Here is a 15,750-nt window from a genome sequence, read left to right on the forward strand (position 1 = left end):
AAGCAGTGACGCGATGAAGGAACGGGACTGACATGGGCGGATCACACGCGCACGATCATGGCGGCGCTCACGGCGGCGATCACCATCGGGGCCATCACCACGGGCATTCGCACGCGCCCGCGGGGTTCGGTCGCGCCTTTGCCATCGGCGTCGCGCTCAACACCGGCTTTGTCGTCATCGAGGCGGCCGCCGGATTTCTCTACGGCTCGATGGCGCTCGTCGCCGATGCCGGTCACAACCTGTCGGACGTGCTCAGCCTGCTGATCGCCTGGGGCGCCAGCATCCTGACGACAAAGCCGCCATCCTCGCGCTTCACTTATGGCCTGAAGTCGAGCTCGATCCTTGCCGCCATGGCCAATGCGGCGCTGCTGCTGATAGCGCTGGGGGCGATCTCGGTCGAAACGATCCGCCGCCTGCTGTCGCCCCAACCGGTCGAGCCGGGGCCGATCATGATCGTGGCGGCCATCGGCATCGTCATCAACACCGCCACCGCGCTGCTGTTCATGCGCGGCCGCAAGGGCGATCTCAACATCCGGGGCGCTTATCTGCACATGGTCGCCGACGCGGCGGTCTCGGCGGGCGTGGTCGTGGCCGGGCTGCTGATCTGGTGGACCGGCCTTGCGTGGATCGACCCCGTGACCTCGCTGGTCATCGTCGCCATCATCGCGGTGGGCACCTGGGGCCTGCTGAAGGACAGTGTGAAAATGGCCCTGCTGGCCGTGCCCGACGGCATCGACGAGGGCGCGGTGCGGGCGCTGCTGGAGGGGTGTCCCGGCGTCACCGGTGTCCACGACCTGCACATCTGGCCGATGAGCACGACCGAAACCGCGCTCACCGCACACCTGATCGTGCCGGGCGAACATCCGGGCGATGCCTTCCTGCACGACGTCTGCCAGCGGCTGCACGACCGCTTCGGAATCGAGCACGCGACCATCCAGGTCGAGCGCAATGCCGCCGCCTGCGCGCTTCACGACGACGGGGTCGTCTGACAAGTCCTTGATTCCGGAACGAAGTAATTCGAGGCCGCATTCGCGCTCATGACAAATGCTGCCATGATGTTGCGCTGATAGCGGACGTGGAATACCTTTCCGAACGTAGGGAGCGCGGCTCTGCTACGTGGGGGGTGTTTCTTGAATACTGAGCGGCTGAAAAGCATCCTGCTGCGCGTCGGCTTGCTGATCGGCATCCTCGCCTGCATCCTGACTGCCTTCGTCAACCTGGCGCAGCTGCGTTGCTTCAACGCATTCGTCAACGCCGCGTGCAACGTGTCGACCACCCGCAACCTCGTCGCGCTGACGTTCGACGATGGGCCGAGCGCGGCAGCGCAGGGCACGATACTGCCGCTTCTGGCCGCCAACGGCGCGAAGGCGACCTTCTTCCTGTCGGGACAGAAGCTGGAGAAGGACCCCGCGGCCGCCCGCGCGGTCGTCGCTGCGGGGCACGAGATCGGCAATCTCGGCTATTCGAACCAGGTGCTCGAAAATCGGCCCCAGTCGTTCTACGCCGAGGAGATCGAGCGGACCGATGCGCTGCTGCGCAAGGCGGGCGTCGAGAAGCCCTACCTGTTTCGTCCGCCCTACGGCATGCGCTCAGTCGGCCTGCTCTGGGAACTGCACCAGCGCGACTACAAGCTGATCATGTGGGACGTATCCGACAACGGTCGGCGCGAAGCCCCGGCGCAGGCCTATGCCAGCGCGATCCTCGCGCAGGTGCAGCCCGGATCCATCGTCATGCTCCACGCCATGGGCGCGGACGACGAGGACGCGCGCGAGGCGCTGCCGCTGATCCTGCAAGGGCTGAAGGAGCGGGGACTGAAATCGGTGACCGTCAGCGAGCTTCTGGCCACGGACGGCAGGTAATCGTCGCAACGCGGAGCGGCCGAACGCAAACGGCGCGCCGTCCGCAGGAAAGCGCGCCGACTTGCTTCGCGTGTGAGGCGGCCGTCAAGCGGCGGCTTCCTGCCCCTTGTGCACCTGCACCGGCTCCTTGCGACCCTCGACGACATCCTTGTCGACGACGATCTCGGAAACGCCTTCCAGCGTCGGCAGGTCGAACATGGTGTCGAGCAGGATCGCCTCGACGATTGAGCGCAGCCCGCGCGCGCCGGTCTTGCGCTTGATCGCCTTCTGGGCGATCGCCTCGAGCGCGTCGTCAGTGAAGGTGAGCGCCACGTCCTCCAACTCGAACAGCTTCTGGTATTGCTTGACCAGCGCGTTCTTCGGCTCCTTCAGGATCATGACCAGCGCCGGGACGTCGAGATCCTCCAGCGTGGCGATCACCGGCAGGCGCCCGACGAATTCGGGGATCAACCCGAACTTCAGCAGGTCTTCAGGCTCCGCCTTCGACAGGAGTTCGCCGACCTTGCGCTTTTCCGGATCGGCGACATGCGCGCCAAACCCGATCGAACGCTTCTGCAGACGGTCGGAGATCAGCTTCTCCAGCCCTGCGAACGCGCCGCCGCAAATGAACAGGATGTTCGTGGTATCGACCTGCAGGAACTCCTGCTGCGGATGCTTGCGGCCGCCCTGCGGCGGGACCGAGGCGGTCGTGCCCTCCATCAGCTTGAGCAGGGCCTGCTGCACGCCTTCGCCCGAAACGTCGCGCGTGATCGAGGGGTTTTCCGCCTTGCGCGTGATCTTGTCGATCTCGTCGATGTAGACGATGCCGTGCTGCGCCTTCTCGACGTTGTAGTCGCTCGACTGCAGCAGCTTGAGGATGATGTTCTCGACATCCTCGCCCACGTAACCGGCTTCGGTCAGTGTGGTCGCATCCGCCATCGTGAAGGGAACGTCGAACGTGCGCGCCAGCGTCTGCGCGAGCAGCGTCTTGCCCGAACCGGTCGGGCCGACCAGCAGGATGTTCGACTTCGCCAGTTCGACGTCGTTGCCCTTGCCGCTGTGCTTCAGCCGCTTGTAGTGGTTGTGAACCGCGACCGAAAGCACGCGCTTGGCGCGATCCTGGCCGATGACGTAGTCGTTCAGCGTCTGAAAGATTTCCGCGGGCGTGGGCACGCCGCCGTCCTTCTTCCCGGCGATCCCGGCTTTCGTTTCCTCGCGGATGATGTCGTTGCAAAGCTCGACGCATTCATCGCAGATGAAAACGGTCGGGCCCGCGATCAGCTTGCGCACCTCGTGCTGCGACTTCCCGCAGAAGCTGCAGTAAAGGGTGCTCTTGCTGTCGGATCCACTGACTTTGGTCATAATCCATCCTGAAGCGCCCGGAATCGGGCCACTTTAACCGAATTTACGCAGGGTCGGCGGAGAATCAACCTCGCCGGACGCTGCAAGGGGGAGTCAGGTGCATAAACGCAACGCCCTGACCCGTTCGTGAACTTGCCCGGCAGGCCCGTTCGACCGCGCGCCTGGGCGCAGGCGGCACGCGCCTGCGAACCGGGCGTCGCCCGCGTCAGCCCGCGCTCTCGGCGTCGGTGCGGCTGACGAAGACTTGGTCGACGAGACCGAATTCCTTGGCCTCGTCGGCCTCGAGGAAGGTGTCGCGGTCCATCGCCTTCTCGATCGTGTCGAGATCCTTGCCGGTGTACTTGACGTACAGGTCGTTCATGCGGCGGCGGATGCGCAGGATCTCGCGCGCCTGGATCTCGATATCCGAGGCCATGCCGCGCGCGCCGCCCGAAGGCTGGTGGATCATGATCCGCGCGTTGGGCAGAGCGATGCGCATGCCCGGCTCGCCCGCGGCAAGGAGGAAGCTGCCCATCGAGGCGGCCTGGCCGATGCAGACGGTCGAGACGCGCGGCTTGATGTACTGCATGGTGTCATGGATCGCCATGCCCGCCGTGACGACGCCGCCCGGCGAGTTGATGTACATCGAGATGTCCTTGTTGCTGTCCTCGCTTTCGAGGAACAGCAGCTGGGCCACGATCAGCGAGGCCATCGTGTCCTCGACCTGCCCCGTCACGAAGACGATGCGTTCGCGCAGCAGCCGCGAGAAGATGTCGAAGCTGCGTTCGCCGCGGCTGGTCTGCTCGACCACCATCGGCACCAGCGCGCCGGTCACGGGATCGGTGGTGAATTGTCCCTGGGTGCCAAATGCAGTCGCGCCGGTGGCGCCAAACAGGTCGAGCATGGAAGTCCTCTTGAGATTTGCCCGCCCTATGTCGGCGCTGGTTTTGCCGACTTCAAGTGGTTTAACCCTTGCCGGGATAACTCGTGCCGAGGCAGAACAGCCGGTCATGACGATCTCCCCCGCGCGCATCGCCCTCCCGCTCCTTTCCCTGGCCATCGCGTTGACGCTGCCGCAGGCCCGGCCTGCCCAGGCCCGCGACTTGGCCGTCCCGCCCGAGGTGGTGGCCGAGCAGGAGCGCATCCGGCGTCACGAGGATGCCGGAGAGGCGATCGGCGCGATCATCGCGGCGGCTCTCGATGTCGAGGCGCAGGCGGCGAAGTTGGCCGCCAGCGGCCGGCCCCTCGCGGGCCGTACGGTGCTGGTGAAGGACAATGTCGAGACGCGCGAATGGCCAACGACCGCGGGCAGCCTCGCGCTTGTCGCCAACGACACCCGGCGCGATGCGCCGCTGATCGCCCGGCTGCGCGCGGCAGGCGGCGTGGTTTCGGGCAAGACCAACCTTTCGGAGTGGGCCAACATCCGCAGCACCCGCTCGACCAGCGGGTGGAGCGCGGTGAGCGGCCTCACCCGCAATCCCCACGCGCCGACACGCAATTCCTGCGGCTCGTCATCGGGCAGCGGCGCGGCGGTGGCGGCGGGGTTCGCGTGGGCGGCGATCGGCACCGAGACCGACGGATCGATCACCTGCCCGGCCAGCGTCAACGGCGTCGTCGGGCTGAAGCCGACCGTCGGCCTCGTCAGCCGGACCCACGTGGTGCCGATCAGTTCATCGCAGGATACCGCCGGGCCGATGGCTCGCAGCGTCAGGGATGCCGCGTTGCTCCTGTCCGCCATCGCGGGTAGCGATCCGCTGGACCCGGCCACACGGGATGCCGACGCGCATCGCGGCGACTTCACCGCCGGGCTGGACGACGCCTCGCTGCAAGGCGTCCGGATCGGCGTGCTGCGCAAGGCCGTCGGCAGCCGCAAGGATGTCGCCGCCCTGTTCGATGCGGCGCTGGCCGACATGCGGCGCGCCGGGGCCGAATTGGTGGAGATCGACTGGCAGCCCGACCCGGCCATGGGCGAGGCGGAATACGCCGTCCTGCTTTACGAACTGCGCGAAACGATTGATGCCTACCTGTCGGCCTCTCCCGCCGCGATTCCGGTGCGCAGCCTTGCCGAGGTGATCGATTTCAACGCCGCCAACGCCGATCGCGAGATGACGTGGTTCGGGCAGGAGATCTTCGAGCAGGCGGTGACGAAGACCGACCGCGAAGCCTACCTGAAGGCGCGCGCCGACAGCCTGCGCATGGCGCGGACCGAGGGGCTGGACAAGCTGCTGGCGGACAACCGCGTGGTTGCGCTCGTCGCGCCGACGGCGGGCCCGGCCTGGACCAGCGATCTCGTCAACGGCGACAATTACGCGTCCGACATCGGCATGGGCTCGATCGCCGCGATCGCGGGTGCGCCGCACCTGTCGGTGCCGATGGGGGCGGTCCACGACCTGCCCATCGGACTGTCGTTCATGGGTCCGGCGTGGAGCGACCACCGGATGCTGAAACTGGGCGCGGCCTACGAACGCGCACGCACCCCGCCGTTGCCGGTGCCGCCGATGCTGGCCGCCGCGAAGTCCGACTGAACCCACTGCGGCAACGAAAAGGGGCCGGAGAAGCATCGCTCCCCCGGCCCCGAATTCGCTGTCCAGGCGGTGAGGCCCGGCGCGCGATGGATCAGGCCTCGGCCTTCTTCGCCGCCTTCTTGGCCGGAGCCTTCTTGGCAGGCTTGGCCTCGGCCTTTTCCTCGCCGGCGTCGGCCTGCTCGGCCTTCTTGGCAGGGGCCTTCTTGGCGGCGGGCTTCTTGGCCGGCTTTTCCTCGGCGGCGGCGTCGTTCGCCTCCGCGCTCGCTTCGGTGGCCGGTTCGTCGGCCTTGGCGGCCTTCTTCTTGGCCGGGGCCTTCTTCGCTTCAGGCTTGGCCGCGGGGGTCTCGCCCTCTTCGGCCTCGATCGCGGCCTGCAGCTCTTCCTTGGTCACTTCGCGGGTCGTGACTTCGGCCTTGTCGAACAGGAAGTCGACGACCTTGTCCTCGTAGAGCGGGGCGCGCAGCTGGGCGGCGGCCATCGGCTCGTTGCGGACGTATTCGACGAAGCGCTGACGATCCTCGGGGCGATACTGCTGCGCAGCCTGCTGGACCAGCATCTGCATTTCCTGGTTGCTGACCTCGACGCCGTTGGCCTGGCCGATCTCGGACAGCAGCAGGCCCAGGCGCACGCGGCGCTCGGCGATGCGGCGGTAGTCGTCCTTTTCGGCCTCGATTTCCTTCATAGCGGCTTCGGGATCTTCCTCGCGCGCGGCTTCCTGGGTCAGCTGCGCCCAGATCTGGTTGAACTCGGCTTCCACCATGCTCGGCGGCACGGCGAAGTCGTGGCCGGCGGCAAGCTGGTCGAGCAACGCGCGCTTCATCTGGGTGCGGGTCAGGCCCGCGGTTTCCTGCTCGAGCTGGCCGCGGAGCAGTTCCTTGAGCTTGTCGAGGCTTTCCAGGCCGAGGTTCTTGGCAAACTCGTCGTCGGCCTTGGTCTCGGTCGGGACCTTCACTTCCTTGACGGTGATGTCGAAGGTGGCTTCCTTGCCCTTCAGGTTCTCGGCTGGGTAATCGGCCGGGAAAGTCACGGTGATGGTCTTCTCATCGCCGGTCTTGGCACCGACGAGCTGTTCCTCGAAGCCGGGGATGAAGCGGCCGGAACCGATTTCCAGCGCCGCGTCCTCGGCCTTGCCGCCCTCGAACTCCACGCCGTCGAGCTTGCCGACGAAATCGATGATGAGCTGGTCGCCCTCGGCGGCCTTCTTGGTCTTGGCGGCCGCCTTGAACGACTTCTGTTGGCCGGCGATACGCTCGACCGCTTCCATCACTTCCTCGTCGGAAACGGGAACGGTCAGCTTCTCGAGCTTGAGGCCTTCGATCGAGGGCGCCGCGATCTCGGGCAGCACTTCGAGTTCGACGGTGAGCGTGGCATCCTTGCCCTGCTCGTAATCCTCGCCCAGCGCGACCGAGGGCTGCATCGCGGGACGCAGCTTGTTCTCCGCCATCACCTTGTCGACCGATTCGCGGACGACTTGGTTCAGCATGTCGGCGTGGATCGACTCGCCGTGCATCTTCTTGACAAGGTTCGCGGGAACCTTGCCGGGACGGAAGCCCGCCATCCGCACTTGCGGCGCGATGCGCTTCACTTCGGCGCTGACGCGCGAATCGATCTCGGATGCGGGGATGGTGACGTTGTAGGCGCGAGCCAGCCCGTCGTTCTTCGTTTCGGAAATCTGCATGGGTATCCCTTCTAGGGGTAACTTTCTCGTCTGGCGCAAGTCTTTACGCCGCAAGGATCCGCTCCGGGTGCCGCCGTTTCGGCCTGGTGCGGGCGAAGGGACTCGAACCCCCACATCTTGCGATACCAGAACCTAAATCTGGCGCGTCTACCAGTTCCGCCACGCCCGCGGCACGCCTTCGCGCGCCCTGCGGCACGAAAATCGGCTCGCGGGCCTCTATCCAACGATCGCGAAAAGCGCAAGGGTTGCGGGATATCCCGCCGTAAAGGAGCGTTGATTGGTCATGGCCAAGCAACCAGATCCCAAACCCGACACCATCGAACCCGTCGCTCCGCCGGAGACTCCGCCGGTCGTAACGCCCGACGAACAGCCCCGTATAGACCCGAGCCCTGACCCAGAAATCACCGAGCCGGGCCCCGACATCGTCGAACCCGACATTGGCCCGATGGAAACCCCGCCGCCGCTCGACTGAACCGGCGAAAAAGGTGCGCTAACGCGTTGTCAGCGCCCTGAACGCGGCGAGCCAGCCGGGGAAGTCCGCCTCGTTGCGAAGCAGGCGCGCCGGCGGCGGGCAGACCAGGCAGCGCGCCTCGATCGAGGCGGTGCCCATCATCCGGGCCAAGTCCTCCAGCGTCGCGCCCAGCATGGCGTTGCGGCGCGCGGTCGCGAACTGGGCCAGCGTGACCGGGGCGTCGGCCTCGTCGTTGCTGGTCATGCCCTGGACGAACTCCTGGAACGCGGTCGGCTTGGCTTCGAGATAATCGGCATGCCAGTCGCCGTCCTTCAGCTTGGCCTGGGCCGCGGCGAAGGCCAAGGCATCGTCCAGTCCGCCGAATCGATCGACCAGGCCTGCCTGCCGCGCCGGCCCGCCGGCCCAGACACGCCCTTCGGCGAGTTGCAGCATCTGCTCACGGTTCTTGTTCCGTGCCTTGCCGGCGATCGAGAGGAACTGGTCGTAGACGTTGAGCGTCTGCGCCTGCAGCACCGCCTCCATCTCGGGCGAGAAGCCGCCGATGATGTCGGGCTGCCCGGCCAGCGGGGTGGTGCTGAGATCGTCCTGCGTCACGCCCACCTTGGCCAGCGTTTCCTCGAACGTCGGCACGACGAGGAAGACGCCGATCGATCCGGTGACGGTCGACGGGTCGGCGAAGACGGTGGTCGCGGGCGTCGTCACCCAGTAGCCGCCGCTCGCCGCGAGATTGCCCATCGACGCGATGATCGGGATGCCCTTTTCCTTGTGGCGCAGGATCGCCTGGCGAATGCGCTCGGCACCGGTGACGGTGCCGCCGGGCGAATCGACCCGGATGACGAGCGCGGCGAGATCCTTCGACAGCGCCTCGTCGAGCAGGTCGGCAATGCGGTCCCCGCCCGCCGTGCCCGGCCCGGCATCGCCGTCGACGATGTTGCCCGCGATGGTGATGATGCCGATGGCCTTGCCGTCGCTGCCGGGCTTGTTCGCCTTGCCCCAGACTTCGTAGCTGGTGGCGGCGAAGGCGGCCGGATCGTCGGGCGCGTCGTCGTCCTTGCCGACGATCTGGCGCACGCGGGCGGCAAAGGCCTCACGCGTGCCCAGCTTGTCGACGAGGCCGAGCGCCAGCGCCGCGCGGGCCGGATCGCCGTTGGTGGCCGTGATCGCCGCGACCGGATCGTTGGCCATCCGCGCCACTTGCGCCTTGGGCCGCGCCTTGCCGACATCGTCCTGCCAGGTCGTCCACATCGCGTCGAACAGCCCGGCGAGGTCCTGCTTCGCCGGATCGGAGAACTTCGTCAGCGTGTAGGGTTCGACCGCGCTCTTGTAGAGACCCGCCTTGAAGACGTGGACCTTCACGCCCAGCCGCTCGGCCAGCCCGCCGTAAAACGTGGCGCGTCCGCCCGGCCCGGCGATCATCGCGCCGCCCATCGGGTCGAGCCAGACCTCGCTACCGTGCGCGGCCAGCTGCATCGAATCGGCGGTATAGGCGATGGCATGGACCAGCACCGGCTTCCTGGCCGCGCGCACGCGGTCGAGCGCCTCGCCGATCTCGGTCAACGTCACCTGTCCGCCGCCGAGGAAATAGTCGAGGTCGAGCACGACGGCCTTGATCTTCTCGTCCTTGACCGCGCCGTCGATGGCGCGGATCACGTCGCGTGCGCGGTGCTCACGGGTCGGCACCCCGCGCGAGGCGATGAGTGCCAGCGGGTCGACCGCCTGCGGCTCTTCCACCACCACCCCGTCGAGCTTCACCAGCAACGCGCCCTCGCGCACCTCGTGCGGGGCGGGACGCATCGACAGCAGCGCATAGAGCGCGCCGAAGAACATCAGCATGAACAGGAGCACGAGCCCGTCCTTCACGGCGACGAGCAGTTTCCAGACCTTGCGTGCGAACGACATCGTGACCCTTTGTGAAACCCCTGCGGCGATGCGGAAAGACCCCGCCGTCGGCGTCTTGCTAAAGGGCGCGGGCGGGCGGGCAAAGGGGAAATCTGCGAATGACCCACAGCCGCGCAAAGCATCGATGCTTGCCCTGCGCGGCCAAGGTCACTACGGCACCGTTCTCAGCATGACAGCGACAGACCCTCCTGCCTCCACCCGCTACCCCGCCGGTGGAGAGGCGTTTCCGCACAAGGATCTGACCGGCATTTCGGAACTGGCCCCGTGGCAGATCCTCTACCTGCTGGACGAGGCGGAGCAGTGGGTCGAGCTGAACCGCCAGCGGACCAAGCATGTCGACGCGCTGGCCGGCCTCACCATCATCAACGCCTTCTTCGAGAACAGCACCCGCACCCTGCTCAGCTTCGAGATCGCGGGCAAGCGGCTGGGCGCCGACGTCGTCAACATGCACGCCGCGACCAGCAGCGTGAAGAAGGGCGAGACCCTGATCGACACCGCCGCGACGCTGAACGCCATGCGGGTCGATGCCATCGTCATCCGCCATGCCAGTTCGGGCGCGGTGCGGCTGATCGCCGACCAGGTCGACTGCCCGGTGCTGAACGCGGGCGACGGGCGTCACGAACACCCGACGCAGGCCTTGCTCGACGCGCTGACCATGCGCCGCTGGCTGCGTTCGCGCGGGCTGGAAGAATTCAACGGGCTGAAGGTCGCGATCTGCGGCGACATCCTGCACAGCCGGGTGGCCCGCTCGAACATCCTCCTGCTCACCGCGCTGGGCGCCGAAGTGCGCGTCTGCGCGCCGCCCGCCTTGATGCCGGCCGCCATCGAACAGATGCGCGTCACCCCCTTCCACCGCTTCGACGAGGCGATCGAGGACGCGGACGTGGTGATGATGCTTCGCCTCCAGAACGAGCGGATGAGCGGGCCGTTCGTCCCCTCGGCCCGCGAATACCGCCACCTCTACGGCCTCACGCAGACCCGGCTCGAACGCGCCGCGCCGCATGCGCTGGTCATGCATCCCGGTCCGATGAACCGGGGGGTGGAGATCGACAGCAACGTGGCCGATCTGCCCGAGATCGACGGCATGGTGCGCAGCGCGATCACCGGGCAGGTCGAGATGGGCGTCGCGATCCGCATGGCCTGTCTCGACGTGCTGACCCGCCGCGCCCGCGGCGTGCCGGGATGGGAGCCGCTGGCATGAAGCCGCTCGCCCCCCTCACCATCGCCGGCGGCACCCTGCTGACCGGAGATGCCGAACCGGCAAAGGGCAACCTGCGCTGCGAAGGCGACCGCATCGTCGCGGTCGGCGATGTCGCGCCGCAACCCGGTGACCGCATCGTCGAGGCGACCAACCGCATCGTCATGCCCGGTCTCATCGACCTCGGCGTGTTCGAGATCGACAAGCCCGCCTTCCACTTCGGCGGCATCACCCGGGCCGCGCTGATGCCCGACCAGCCGCCGCCGCTCGACTACCCGGCGCGGGTCCGCTTCGCGGCGAGCTATGGCAAGCCCGATTTCTGGGTGCACCCCATCGCCGCCGCCACGCGCGGGCTCGAGGGCAGCGAACTTCCCGAACTCGGCCTGATGCAGGAAGCGGGCGCACGCGCCGTCTCTTCGGGTCGCAAGTGGATCGCCGATTCGGGCGTGATGCTGCGCGTCCTGCAATATGCGGCGATGCTCGGCCTGCCGTTCATCGCCCATGCCGAGGATGCCGGACTGGCGGGCGACGCGGTGGCCACCGATGGCGAGACCGCGACCCGGCTGGGCCTGCCCAGCGCCCCGGCGGAGGCGGAAGCCCTGGCGGTGGCCCGCGACATCGCGCTGGCCGAAATGGCCGGGGCGCACCTGCACATCCGGCAGGTGACGACGGCCGCGGCGCTCGATCTCGTCCGCGCCGCCAAGGACCGCGGCGTGAAGGTAACCTGCGGCGTCACGCCGGCGCACTTCATGCTCTCCGACATCGCGGTCAACGGCTTCCTCACCTTTGCCCGCCTGTCGCCGCCACTGCGCGCCGAGAGCGACCGCATGTCCGTGCGCCGCGCCATCGCCGACGGCACCATCGACGTCATCGCATCCGGCCACGACCCGCGCGGGCCGGAGGACAAGCGTCTTCCCTTCGCCGACGCCGCGCCGGGCATGGCAGGCGCCGAAACCCTGCTGTCGCTGACGCTGGGCCTGGTCCGCGACGAGGTGATCGGCTTGGCCCGCGTTGCCGAACTGCTCTGCGCCAATCCGGCCAGGATTCTCGGCGTCGATGCCGGTCGGCTGGAAGCGGGGCTGGAAGCCGACATCGCGGTGATCGACCCCGACCGTCCGTGGATCGTCGATGCCGACCGGATGGAGGCGCAGGCCGGGAACACCCCGTTCGACAAGCAGCCGGTGCAGGGCCGCGCCATCGCCCTGTTCAAGGGCGGGATGGACCTGAAGGGCTAGCGGCCCTCGCCTCGGCCCCGCCCATCGGCGCGGGCAGCGACAGGATCGCGACGTTCGCGCCGATCACCACCGCCAGGATCGCCATCAGGATCGCGCGCTTGCGATCGCCGCGCTTCAGCGCCAGCCACGCGCCCCCCAGCAGGGCAAGCGCACCCAAGACCATGATCGATAGGACGATGTCGTTCATGCCTCCGCGCTAGCCGATGCCGCGCCCGCGCGAAAGCCCGCAGCGCAACGGCGCGCGCCGCCTTCCTCCGGTCGCAACGGCGGGAACGAACCGCTTCGCTCGCGCGCTCCTCATTCATGCGGCGCCGAAGCCCGGCCCGCCCGTATCGAAAGGGGAAATCCCATGAGCATTTTCGGCAAGATCAAGGATGCCATCTTCGGCAAGAAGAAGGCGCAGCCGGATGTCCAGATCACCGTGGACGGCAAGACCGTCGGACGCGACGGCAACCTGGTCGAAGCGCAGCCGGGCGGCGTGCCGCCGCCGACGGTAACGACCAGCAACGCCGGGGTGATGAACGACGTCGACGTCGAACAGCAACTTGCCGCGATGCCCGGCGCGTCGGACCTCAACTGGCGCTCCTCGATCGTCGACCTGATGAAGCTGGTCGGCATCGACCCCAGCTACGAAAACCGGAAGGATCTGGCGCGCGAACTGGGCGACAAGGACTATTCGGGCAAGGCCGAGGAGAACATCTGGCTGCACAGGGCGGTCATGCAGGGCCTGGCCAGGAATGGCGGCAAGGTCCCGGCAGCCATGCTGGACTGATTTGTCGCAACAGGCACGAAAAAGCCCGCCGGTCCGCGATGGACCGGCGGGCCTTTTTTCCGGGCCGAAGCCGCTGTCCCCTAAGACGGGAGAGCGTTCTTCGGCGCGATCTTAAGCCGGCAGAGCCTGCTTGGCCTGGGCGATGATCGCGTTGAAAGCGGCGCTTTCGTTCATCGCGAGGTCGGCCATGACCTTGCGGTCGAGTTCGATGCCGGCGAGCTTGGCGCCGTGCATGAACTGCGAGTAGCTCAGGCCTTCGGCGCGGACAGCGGCGTTGATGCGCTGGATCCACAGGGCGCGGAAGTTGCGCTTCTTAACCTTGCGGTCGCGATAGGCGTACTGGCCGGCCTTCTCGACGGCCTGACGGGCGACGCGGATCGTGTTCTTGCGACGGCCGCGATAGCCCTTCGCCTGTTCAAGGATCCGCTTGTGCTTGGCGCGGGTGGTTACACCCCTCTTGACGCGTGCCATGTTCCGTTACTCCTCAGTTCAGCCCGTAGGGCGCCCACTTCTTGATCGTCTTCGCGTCTGCGTCGCTGATCACGGTGGTGCCGCGGTTCTGGCGGATGTACTTGCCGTTGTGGCTGATGAGGCGGTGGCGCTTGCCGGCGACGCCGTGCTTGACCTTGCCGGTGGCGGTCAGCTTGAAGCGCTTCTTGACGCCGCTCTTCGTCTTGAGCTTGGGCATTTTCATCTCCTTGTAGAGACACGTCCCAACCAGCCCTGGCAGCCCTTTTGGCCAGGCCGGCAGATGAATCACGTGTCGTTGAAGTCGGCGCCCCTACAGAACCGGGGGCACGATGGCAAGGCCGCACGGCAATTTCGCGAGAGGCGCGGCGCTCAATCCATCGATTGCAGGATGAACCACGACAGCGCGGTGCCGCCGATGAAGAGCATCCACGACCACGGAAAGGCCATTTGCTGGATGTGAAGGGTGTGCACGTTGAGCACCCCGCCGGTCGAGCCGCCGTTCCTGAGAACCATCGACACGATCCACGAAAAGAGCGCGCCGGGTACCAAGGCCTTGTAGAGTGCGATCATGATCCCGTTCGACCGAAACAGACGTGTGGTCGATGGGAAGGATCGCGCAGGTGGGTTAAGATTTCGCTTACGCACACCCTTCGGAAGCGCGGCTCAGGCGGTGTAGATCATCCGCTTCGTCATCCCGCCGTCGACGACGATCTGCTGCCCGGTGACAAAGCCCGCGCCGTCGCCGGCGAGCCATGCGATCGCGGACACGATGTCGTCCGGAACGCCCACCCGCCCGACAGGGTGCTGCTCGCGCGCCTTCTTCGAATGCTTCGGCTCGGTGCGGTCCGACTGCTTCTGCCACGGCCCGGTCTCGATCCACCCGGGCGCGACCGCGTTGACGCGGATATCGGGGCCCAGCGAAACCGCCATGGCGTGGGTCAGGGCGGCCAGCCCGCCCTTGGCCGCGGCATAGGCGAAAGTGTCCGGCTCTGACTGGATGGCGCGGGTCGAGGTAATGTTGACGACCGACGCGGGCGCTCGCTTGCGCAGCAGGGGAATGGCGGCGCGGCTGCACAGGAAGGCGGCGGTCAGGCCGGCGTCGATCCAGCGATTCCAGTCGGCCAGCGCGAACTTTTCGAACGGGCCGCAATAAGGGTCGGCGATCCCTGCGTTGTTGACGAGAAGGTCCAGCCCCTCGGTCCACTCGCCGACTTCTTTGAACGCGGCCTCGACCGCCTGTTCGTCGCCCGCATCGCAGGGAACGGGGAGGAGGCGGCTCTCGGGCAGCAGATCGGCCAGTTCACCCAGAGCCGTCTCGTCGATATCGAACGCGGCGACCCGCCAGCCGGCAGCGGCGAAGTGCAGCGCGGTGGCCCGGCCGATCCCGGCCCCGGCCCCGGTGACGAGCGCGGTCCTCATCGGTTGATCTCCTCGTCTAGTTTGGCGAGCGTGGATGCCAGTGCCTTGCGATGGACCTCGGCGTCGATGGCGGGCGGTACGTCCCGCGCCTCGACCCGAACGAGCGCGCCGTCGGCGTTCGGCTCGATCGTCCAGCGTAGGGTCATCATCCCGGCTGCATTGCTGTCGTGGGAGGGAAATTCGACGACCTGTTCGATCATGCGGTCTCGCTCGACCTTCGCGAATTGCCCGACGACCTCGTCGCGACCGCCGCCCGCCTTGCCTTCGGGACGCTCGTCGCCGGTGTAGGACAGCGTCATCCGGTAATCCCCGCCCGGGCGCGGATCGAAGGCGTGGATTCTTGCCGTCATGCCCTCTGGTGGCAGCCAGCGTGCGACGGCAACAGGGTCGATCATCGCCTCGAAGATCGCGGTGGGGCTGGCATTTATACGGCGTTCGGCCTGGTCGATGCGGGGTTCCATGCCGGTCACAACGCGCCCGCCGCGATCAGGTGCCGTTGCGGCTCTTCAATATCGGCGCACCGGTCGCGGCGAGCAAGGCGAGAAAGTCGCCGCCCGGCACCGGCAGGGCCCCTGCCGGCAACGGTGCGCGCCAGAGATAGGCCTGTGCCGTGGCAAGACCCTTTGCGCCGCGCACCCGGACCGTGCCGCGCCGGTATTCGCGCCCCTCGTAGCGGTCGAGGCGGGCAAGTTCGCCCGGAGCCAAGCCGATCTCGGCCAGCATGCCCCTAACCCGGCCGCTGCCGGGCAGCAGCGCGGGGAACCAGCCGGAGGGGGAGGGGATGGCCAACATCCGGCCCGGCGCGGAGGCGGGAACCGCGCTCGCCACCCGCTCGCCGAGCCAGCGGGACATCGGCGTGTCCGCCGCGCCCATCAGCGTGCCGTAGAGAAACAGCCGCAAGG

Annotated in this window: 18 protein-coding genes and 1 tRNA gene; 7 read left to right on the top strand and 12 right to left on the bottom strand. The window is 67.3% G+C overall.

The window, feature by feature from the left end; translation table 11 throughout:
* Positions 1-32 precede the first annotated feature (32 nt).
* Together J2X37_RS05005 and J2X37_RS05010 are read left to right on the top strand one after the other, a co-directional pair.
* A complete protein-coding gene (locus tag J2X37_RS05005; RefSeq protein ID WP_310018475.1) occupies positions 33-989 on the top strand; it encodes a cation diffusion facilitator family transporter in 957 nt (318 codons plus the stop codon).
* 141 nt (positions 990-1,130) lie between these two features.
* On the top strand, positions 1,131-1,859 hold the full coding sequence (locus J2X37_RS05010; RefSeq protein WP_310018477.1) for a polysaccharide deacetylase family protein: 729 nt from the start codon (positions 1,131-1,133) through the stop codon (positions 1,857-1,859).
* 84 nt (positions 1,860-1,943) lie between these two features.
* Here the strand turns inward: J2X37_RS05010 and clpX are convergent, their stop codons facing one another.
* Positions 1,944-3,200 carry an ATP-dependent Clp protease ATP-binding subunit ClpX gene (clpX, locus tag J2X37_RS05015; protein ID WP_310018479.1) on the bottom strand — a complete coding sequence of 419 codons (1,257 nt, stop codon included), beginning with the start codon at positions 3,198-3,200 and terminating at the stop codon, positions 1,944-1,946.
* Between the two features lie 205 nt (positions 3,201-3,405).
* The gene (clpP, locus tag J2X37_RS05020) at positions 3,406-4,083 is read right to left on the bottom strand and encodes an ATP-dependent Clp endopeptidase proteolytic subunit ClpP (protein WP_310018482.1); all 678 of its coding nucleotides are present in this window, start codon (positions 4,081-4,083) and stop codon (positions 3,406-3,408) included.
* 106 nt (positions 4,084-4,189) lie between these two features.
* Between clpP and J2X37_RS05025 the strand changes: the two genes are divergently transcribed.
* A complete protein-coding gene (locus J2X37_RS05025; protein ID WP_310018484.1) occupies positions 4,190-5,704 on the top strand; it encodes an amidase in 1,515 nt (504 codons plus the stop codon).
* A gap of 91 nt (positions 5,705-5,795) precedes the next feature.
* Here J2X37_RS05025 and tig read toward each other — a convergent pair whose 3' ends face one another.
* Complete coding sequence (tig, locus tag J2X37_RS05030; RefSeq protein ID WP_310018486.1) at positions 5,796-7,382, bottom strand: trigger factor; 1,587 nt, start codon at positions 7,380-7,382, stop codon at positions 5,796-5,798.
* Positions 7,383-7,466: 84 nt separating this feature from the next.
* Positions 7,467-7,551, bottom strand: a tRNA-Leu gene (locus tag J2X37_RS05035).
* Between the two features lie 114 nt (positions 7,552-7,665).
* On the opposite strand from J2X37_RS05035, the gene J2X37_RS05040 reads away from it, so the two are divergent.
* A complete protein-coding gene (locus J2X37_RS05040; protein ID WP_310018487.1) occupies positions 7,666-7,854 on the top strand; it encodes a hypothetical protein in 189 nt (62 codons plus the stop codon).
* Positions 7,855-7,872: 18 nt separating this feature from the next.
* Here the strand turns inward: J2X37_RS05040 and sppA are convergent, their stop codons facing one another.
* Positions 7,873-9,753 (bottom strand): signal peptide peptidase SppA, encoded by a 1,881-nt coding sequence (gene sppA, locus J2X37_RS05045; RefSeq protein WP_310018489.1) that lies wholly within the window; start codon positions 9,751-9,753, stop codon positions 7,873-7,875.
* 169 nt (positions 9,754-9,922) lie between these two features.
* Between sppA and J2X37_RS05050 the strand changes: the two genes are divergently transcribed.
* Both J2X37_RS05050 and J2X37_RS05055 read left to right on the top strand, forming a co-directional pair.
* Positions 9,923-10,954 carry an aspartate carbamoyltransferase catalytic subunit gene (locus J2X37_RS05050; RefSeq protein ID WP_310018491.1) on the top strand — a complete coding sequence of 344 codons (1,032 nt, stop codon included), beginning with the start codon at positions 9,923-9,925 and terminating at the stop codon, positions 10,952-10,954.
* Positions 10,951-12,186, top strand: coding sequence for a dihydroorotase (locus J2X37_RS05055; protein WP_310018493.1), 1,236 nt, complete (start codon positions 10,951-10,953; stop codon positions 12,184-12,186). Before J2X37_RS05050 ends, J2X37_RS05055 begins: the two co-directional genes overlap by 4 nt.
* Here J2X37_RS05055 and J2X37_RS05060 read toward each other — a convergent pair.
* Positions 12,158-12,373 (bottom strand): hypothetical protein, encoded by a 216-nt coding sequence (locus J2X37_RS05060; protein WP_310018495.1) that lies wholly within the window; start codon positions 12,371-12,373, stop codon positions 12,158-12,160. The genes J2X37_RS05055 and J2X37_RS05060 overlap by 29 nt on opposite strands.
* Positions 12,374-12,535: 162 nt before the next feature.
* On the opposite strand from J2X37_RS05060, the gene J2X37_RS05065 reads away from it, so the two are divergent.
* Positions 12,536-12,958, top strand: coding sequence for a DUF3597 domain-containing protein (locus J2X37_RS05065; protein ID WP_310018497.1), 423 nt, complete (start codon positions 12,536-12,538; stop codon positions 12,956-12,958).
* A gap of 111 nt (positions 12,959-13,069) precedes the next feature.
* On the opposite strand, the gene rplT is transcribed toward J2X37_RS05065, so the two are convergent.
* The 6 genes from rplT to J2X37_RS05095 all read right to left on the bottom strand — a co-directional run bounded on the left by rplT (position 13,070) and on the right by J2X37_RS05095 (position 15,748).
* Positions 13,070-13,429 carry a 50S ribosomal protein L20 gene (gene rplT, locus J2X37_RS05070; RefSeq protein ID WP_310018499.1) on the bottom strand — a complete coding sequence of 120 codons (360 nt, stop codon included), beginning with the start codon at positions 13,427-13,429 and terminating at the stop codon, positions 13,070-13,072.
* A 13-nt stretch (positions 13,430-13,442) separates the two neighbouring features.
* Positions 13,443-13,646: a 50S ribosomal protein L35 gene (rpmI, locus tag J2X37_RS05075; RefSeq protein WP_047821885.1), complete on the bottom strand. Its 204-nt coding sequence runs from the start codon at positions 13,644-13,646 to the stop codon at positions 13,443-13,445.
* 152 nt (positions 13,647-13,798) lie between these two features.
* Positions 13,799-13,999, bottom strand: a complete 201-nt coding sequence (locus J2X37_RS05080) for a hypothetical protein (RefSeq protein ID WP_310018506.1) — start codon at positions 13,997-13,999, stop codon at positions 13,799-13,801.
* Positions 14,000-14,092: 93 nt separating this feature from the next.
* The gene (locus J2X37_RS05085; RefSeq protein WP_310018508.1) at positions 14,093-14,848 is read right to left on the bottom strand and encodes an SDR family oxidoreductase; all 756 of its coding nucleotides are present in this window, start codon (positions 14,846-14,848) and stop codon (positions 14,093-14,095) included.
* Positions 14,845-15,309 (bottom strand): SRPBCC domain-containing protein, encoded by a 465-nt coding sequence (locus tag J2X37_RS05090; RefSeq protein WP_310018511.1) that lies wholly within the window; start codon positions 15,307-15,309, stop codon positions 14,845-14,847. The genes J2X37_RS05085 and J2X37_RS05090 overlap by 4 nt, the downstream gene beginning before the upstream one ends.
* A 25-nt stretch (positions 15,310-15,334) precedes the next feature.
* Complete coding sequence (locus tag J2X37_RS05095; protein WP_310018513.1) at positions 15,335-15,748, bottom strand: gamma-glutamylcyclotransferase family protein; 414 nt, start codon at positions 15,746-15,748, stop codon at positions 15,335-15,337.
* Positions 15,749-15,750: the final 2 nt, after the last annotated feature.

Origin of the sequence: Croceicoccus sp. BE223, from assembly GCF_031457155.1 — a bacterium.
Lineage (GTDB): Bacteria > Pseudomonadota > Alphaproteobacteria > Sphingomonadales > Sphingomonadaceae > Croceicoccus.

What these genes read in the sequence shown, in the direction of transcription:
- J2X37_RS05055 (WP_310018493.1), top strand. Translation starts at nt 10,951, where the DNA reads ATGAAGCCGCTCGCCCCCCTCACCATCGCCGGCGGCACCCTGCTGACC.
- sppA (WP_310018489.1), bottom strand. Translation starts at nt 9,753, where the DNA reads ATGTCGTTCGCACGCAAGGTCTGGAAACTGCTCGTCGCCGTGAAGGAC.
- J2X37_RS05080 (WP_310018506.1), bottom strand. Translation starts at nt 13,999, where the DNA reads ATGATCGCACTCTACAAGGCCTTGGTACCCGGCGCGCTCTTTTCGTGG.
- J2X37_RS05060 (WP_310018495.1), bottom strand. Translation starts at nt 12,373, where the DNA reads ATGAACGACATCGTCCTATCGATCATGGTCTTGGGTGCGCTTGCCCTG.
- rplT (WP_310018499.1), bottom strand. Translation starts at nt 13,429, where the DNA reads ATGGCACGCGTCAAGAGGGGTGTAACCACCCGCGCCAAGCACAAGCGG.
- tig (WP_310018486.1), bottom strand. Translation starts at nt 7,382, where the DNA reads ATGCAGATTTCCGAAACGAAGAACGACGGGCTGGCTCGCGCCTACAAC.
- clpP (WP_310018482.1), bottom strand. Translation starts at nt 4,083, where the DNA reads ATGCTCGACCTGTTTGGCGCCACCGGCGCGACTGCATTTGGCACCCAG.
- J2X37_RS05065 (WP_310018497.1), top strand. Translation starts at nt 12,536, where the DNA reads ATGAGCATTTTCGGCAAGATCAAGGATGCCATCTTCGGCAAGAAGAAG.
- rpmI (WP_047821885.1), bottom strand. Translation starts at nt 13,646, where the DNA reads ATGCCCAAGCTCAAGACGAAGAGCGGCGTCAAGAAGCGCTTCAAGCTG.
- J2X37_RS05050 (WP_310018491.1), top strand. Translation starts at nt 9,923, where the DNA reads ATGACAGCGACAGACCCTCCTGCCTCCACCCGCTACCCCGCCGGTGGA.
- J2X37_RS05090 (WP_310018511.1), bottom strand. Translation starts at nt 15,309, where the DNA reads ATGGAACCCCGCATCGACCAGGCCGAACGCCGTATAAATGCCAGCCCC.
- J2X37_RS05085 (WP_310018508.1), bottom strand. Translation starts at nt 14,848, where the DNA reads ATGAGGACCGCGCTCGTCACCGGGGCCGGGGCCGGGATCGGCCGGGCC.
- J2X37_RS05025 (WP_310018484.1), top strand. Translation starts at nt 4,190, where the DNA reads ATGACGATCTCCCCCGCGCGCATCGCCCTCCCGCTCCTTTCCCTGGCC.
- clpX (WP_310018479.1), bottom strand. Translation starts at nt 3,200, where the DNA reads ATGACCAAAGTCAGTGGATCCGACAGCAAGAGCACCCTTTACTGCAGC.
- J2X37_RS05005 (WP_310018475.1), top strand. Translation starts at nt 33, where the DNA reads ATGGGCGGATCACACGCGCACGATCATGGCGGCGCTCACGGCGGCGAT.
- J2X37_RS05040 (WP_310018487.1), top strand. Translation starts at nt 7,666, where the DNA reads ATGGCCAAGCAACCAGATCCCAAACCCGACACCATCGAACCCGTCGCT.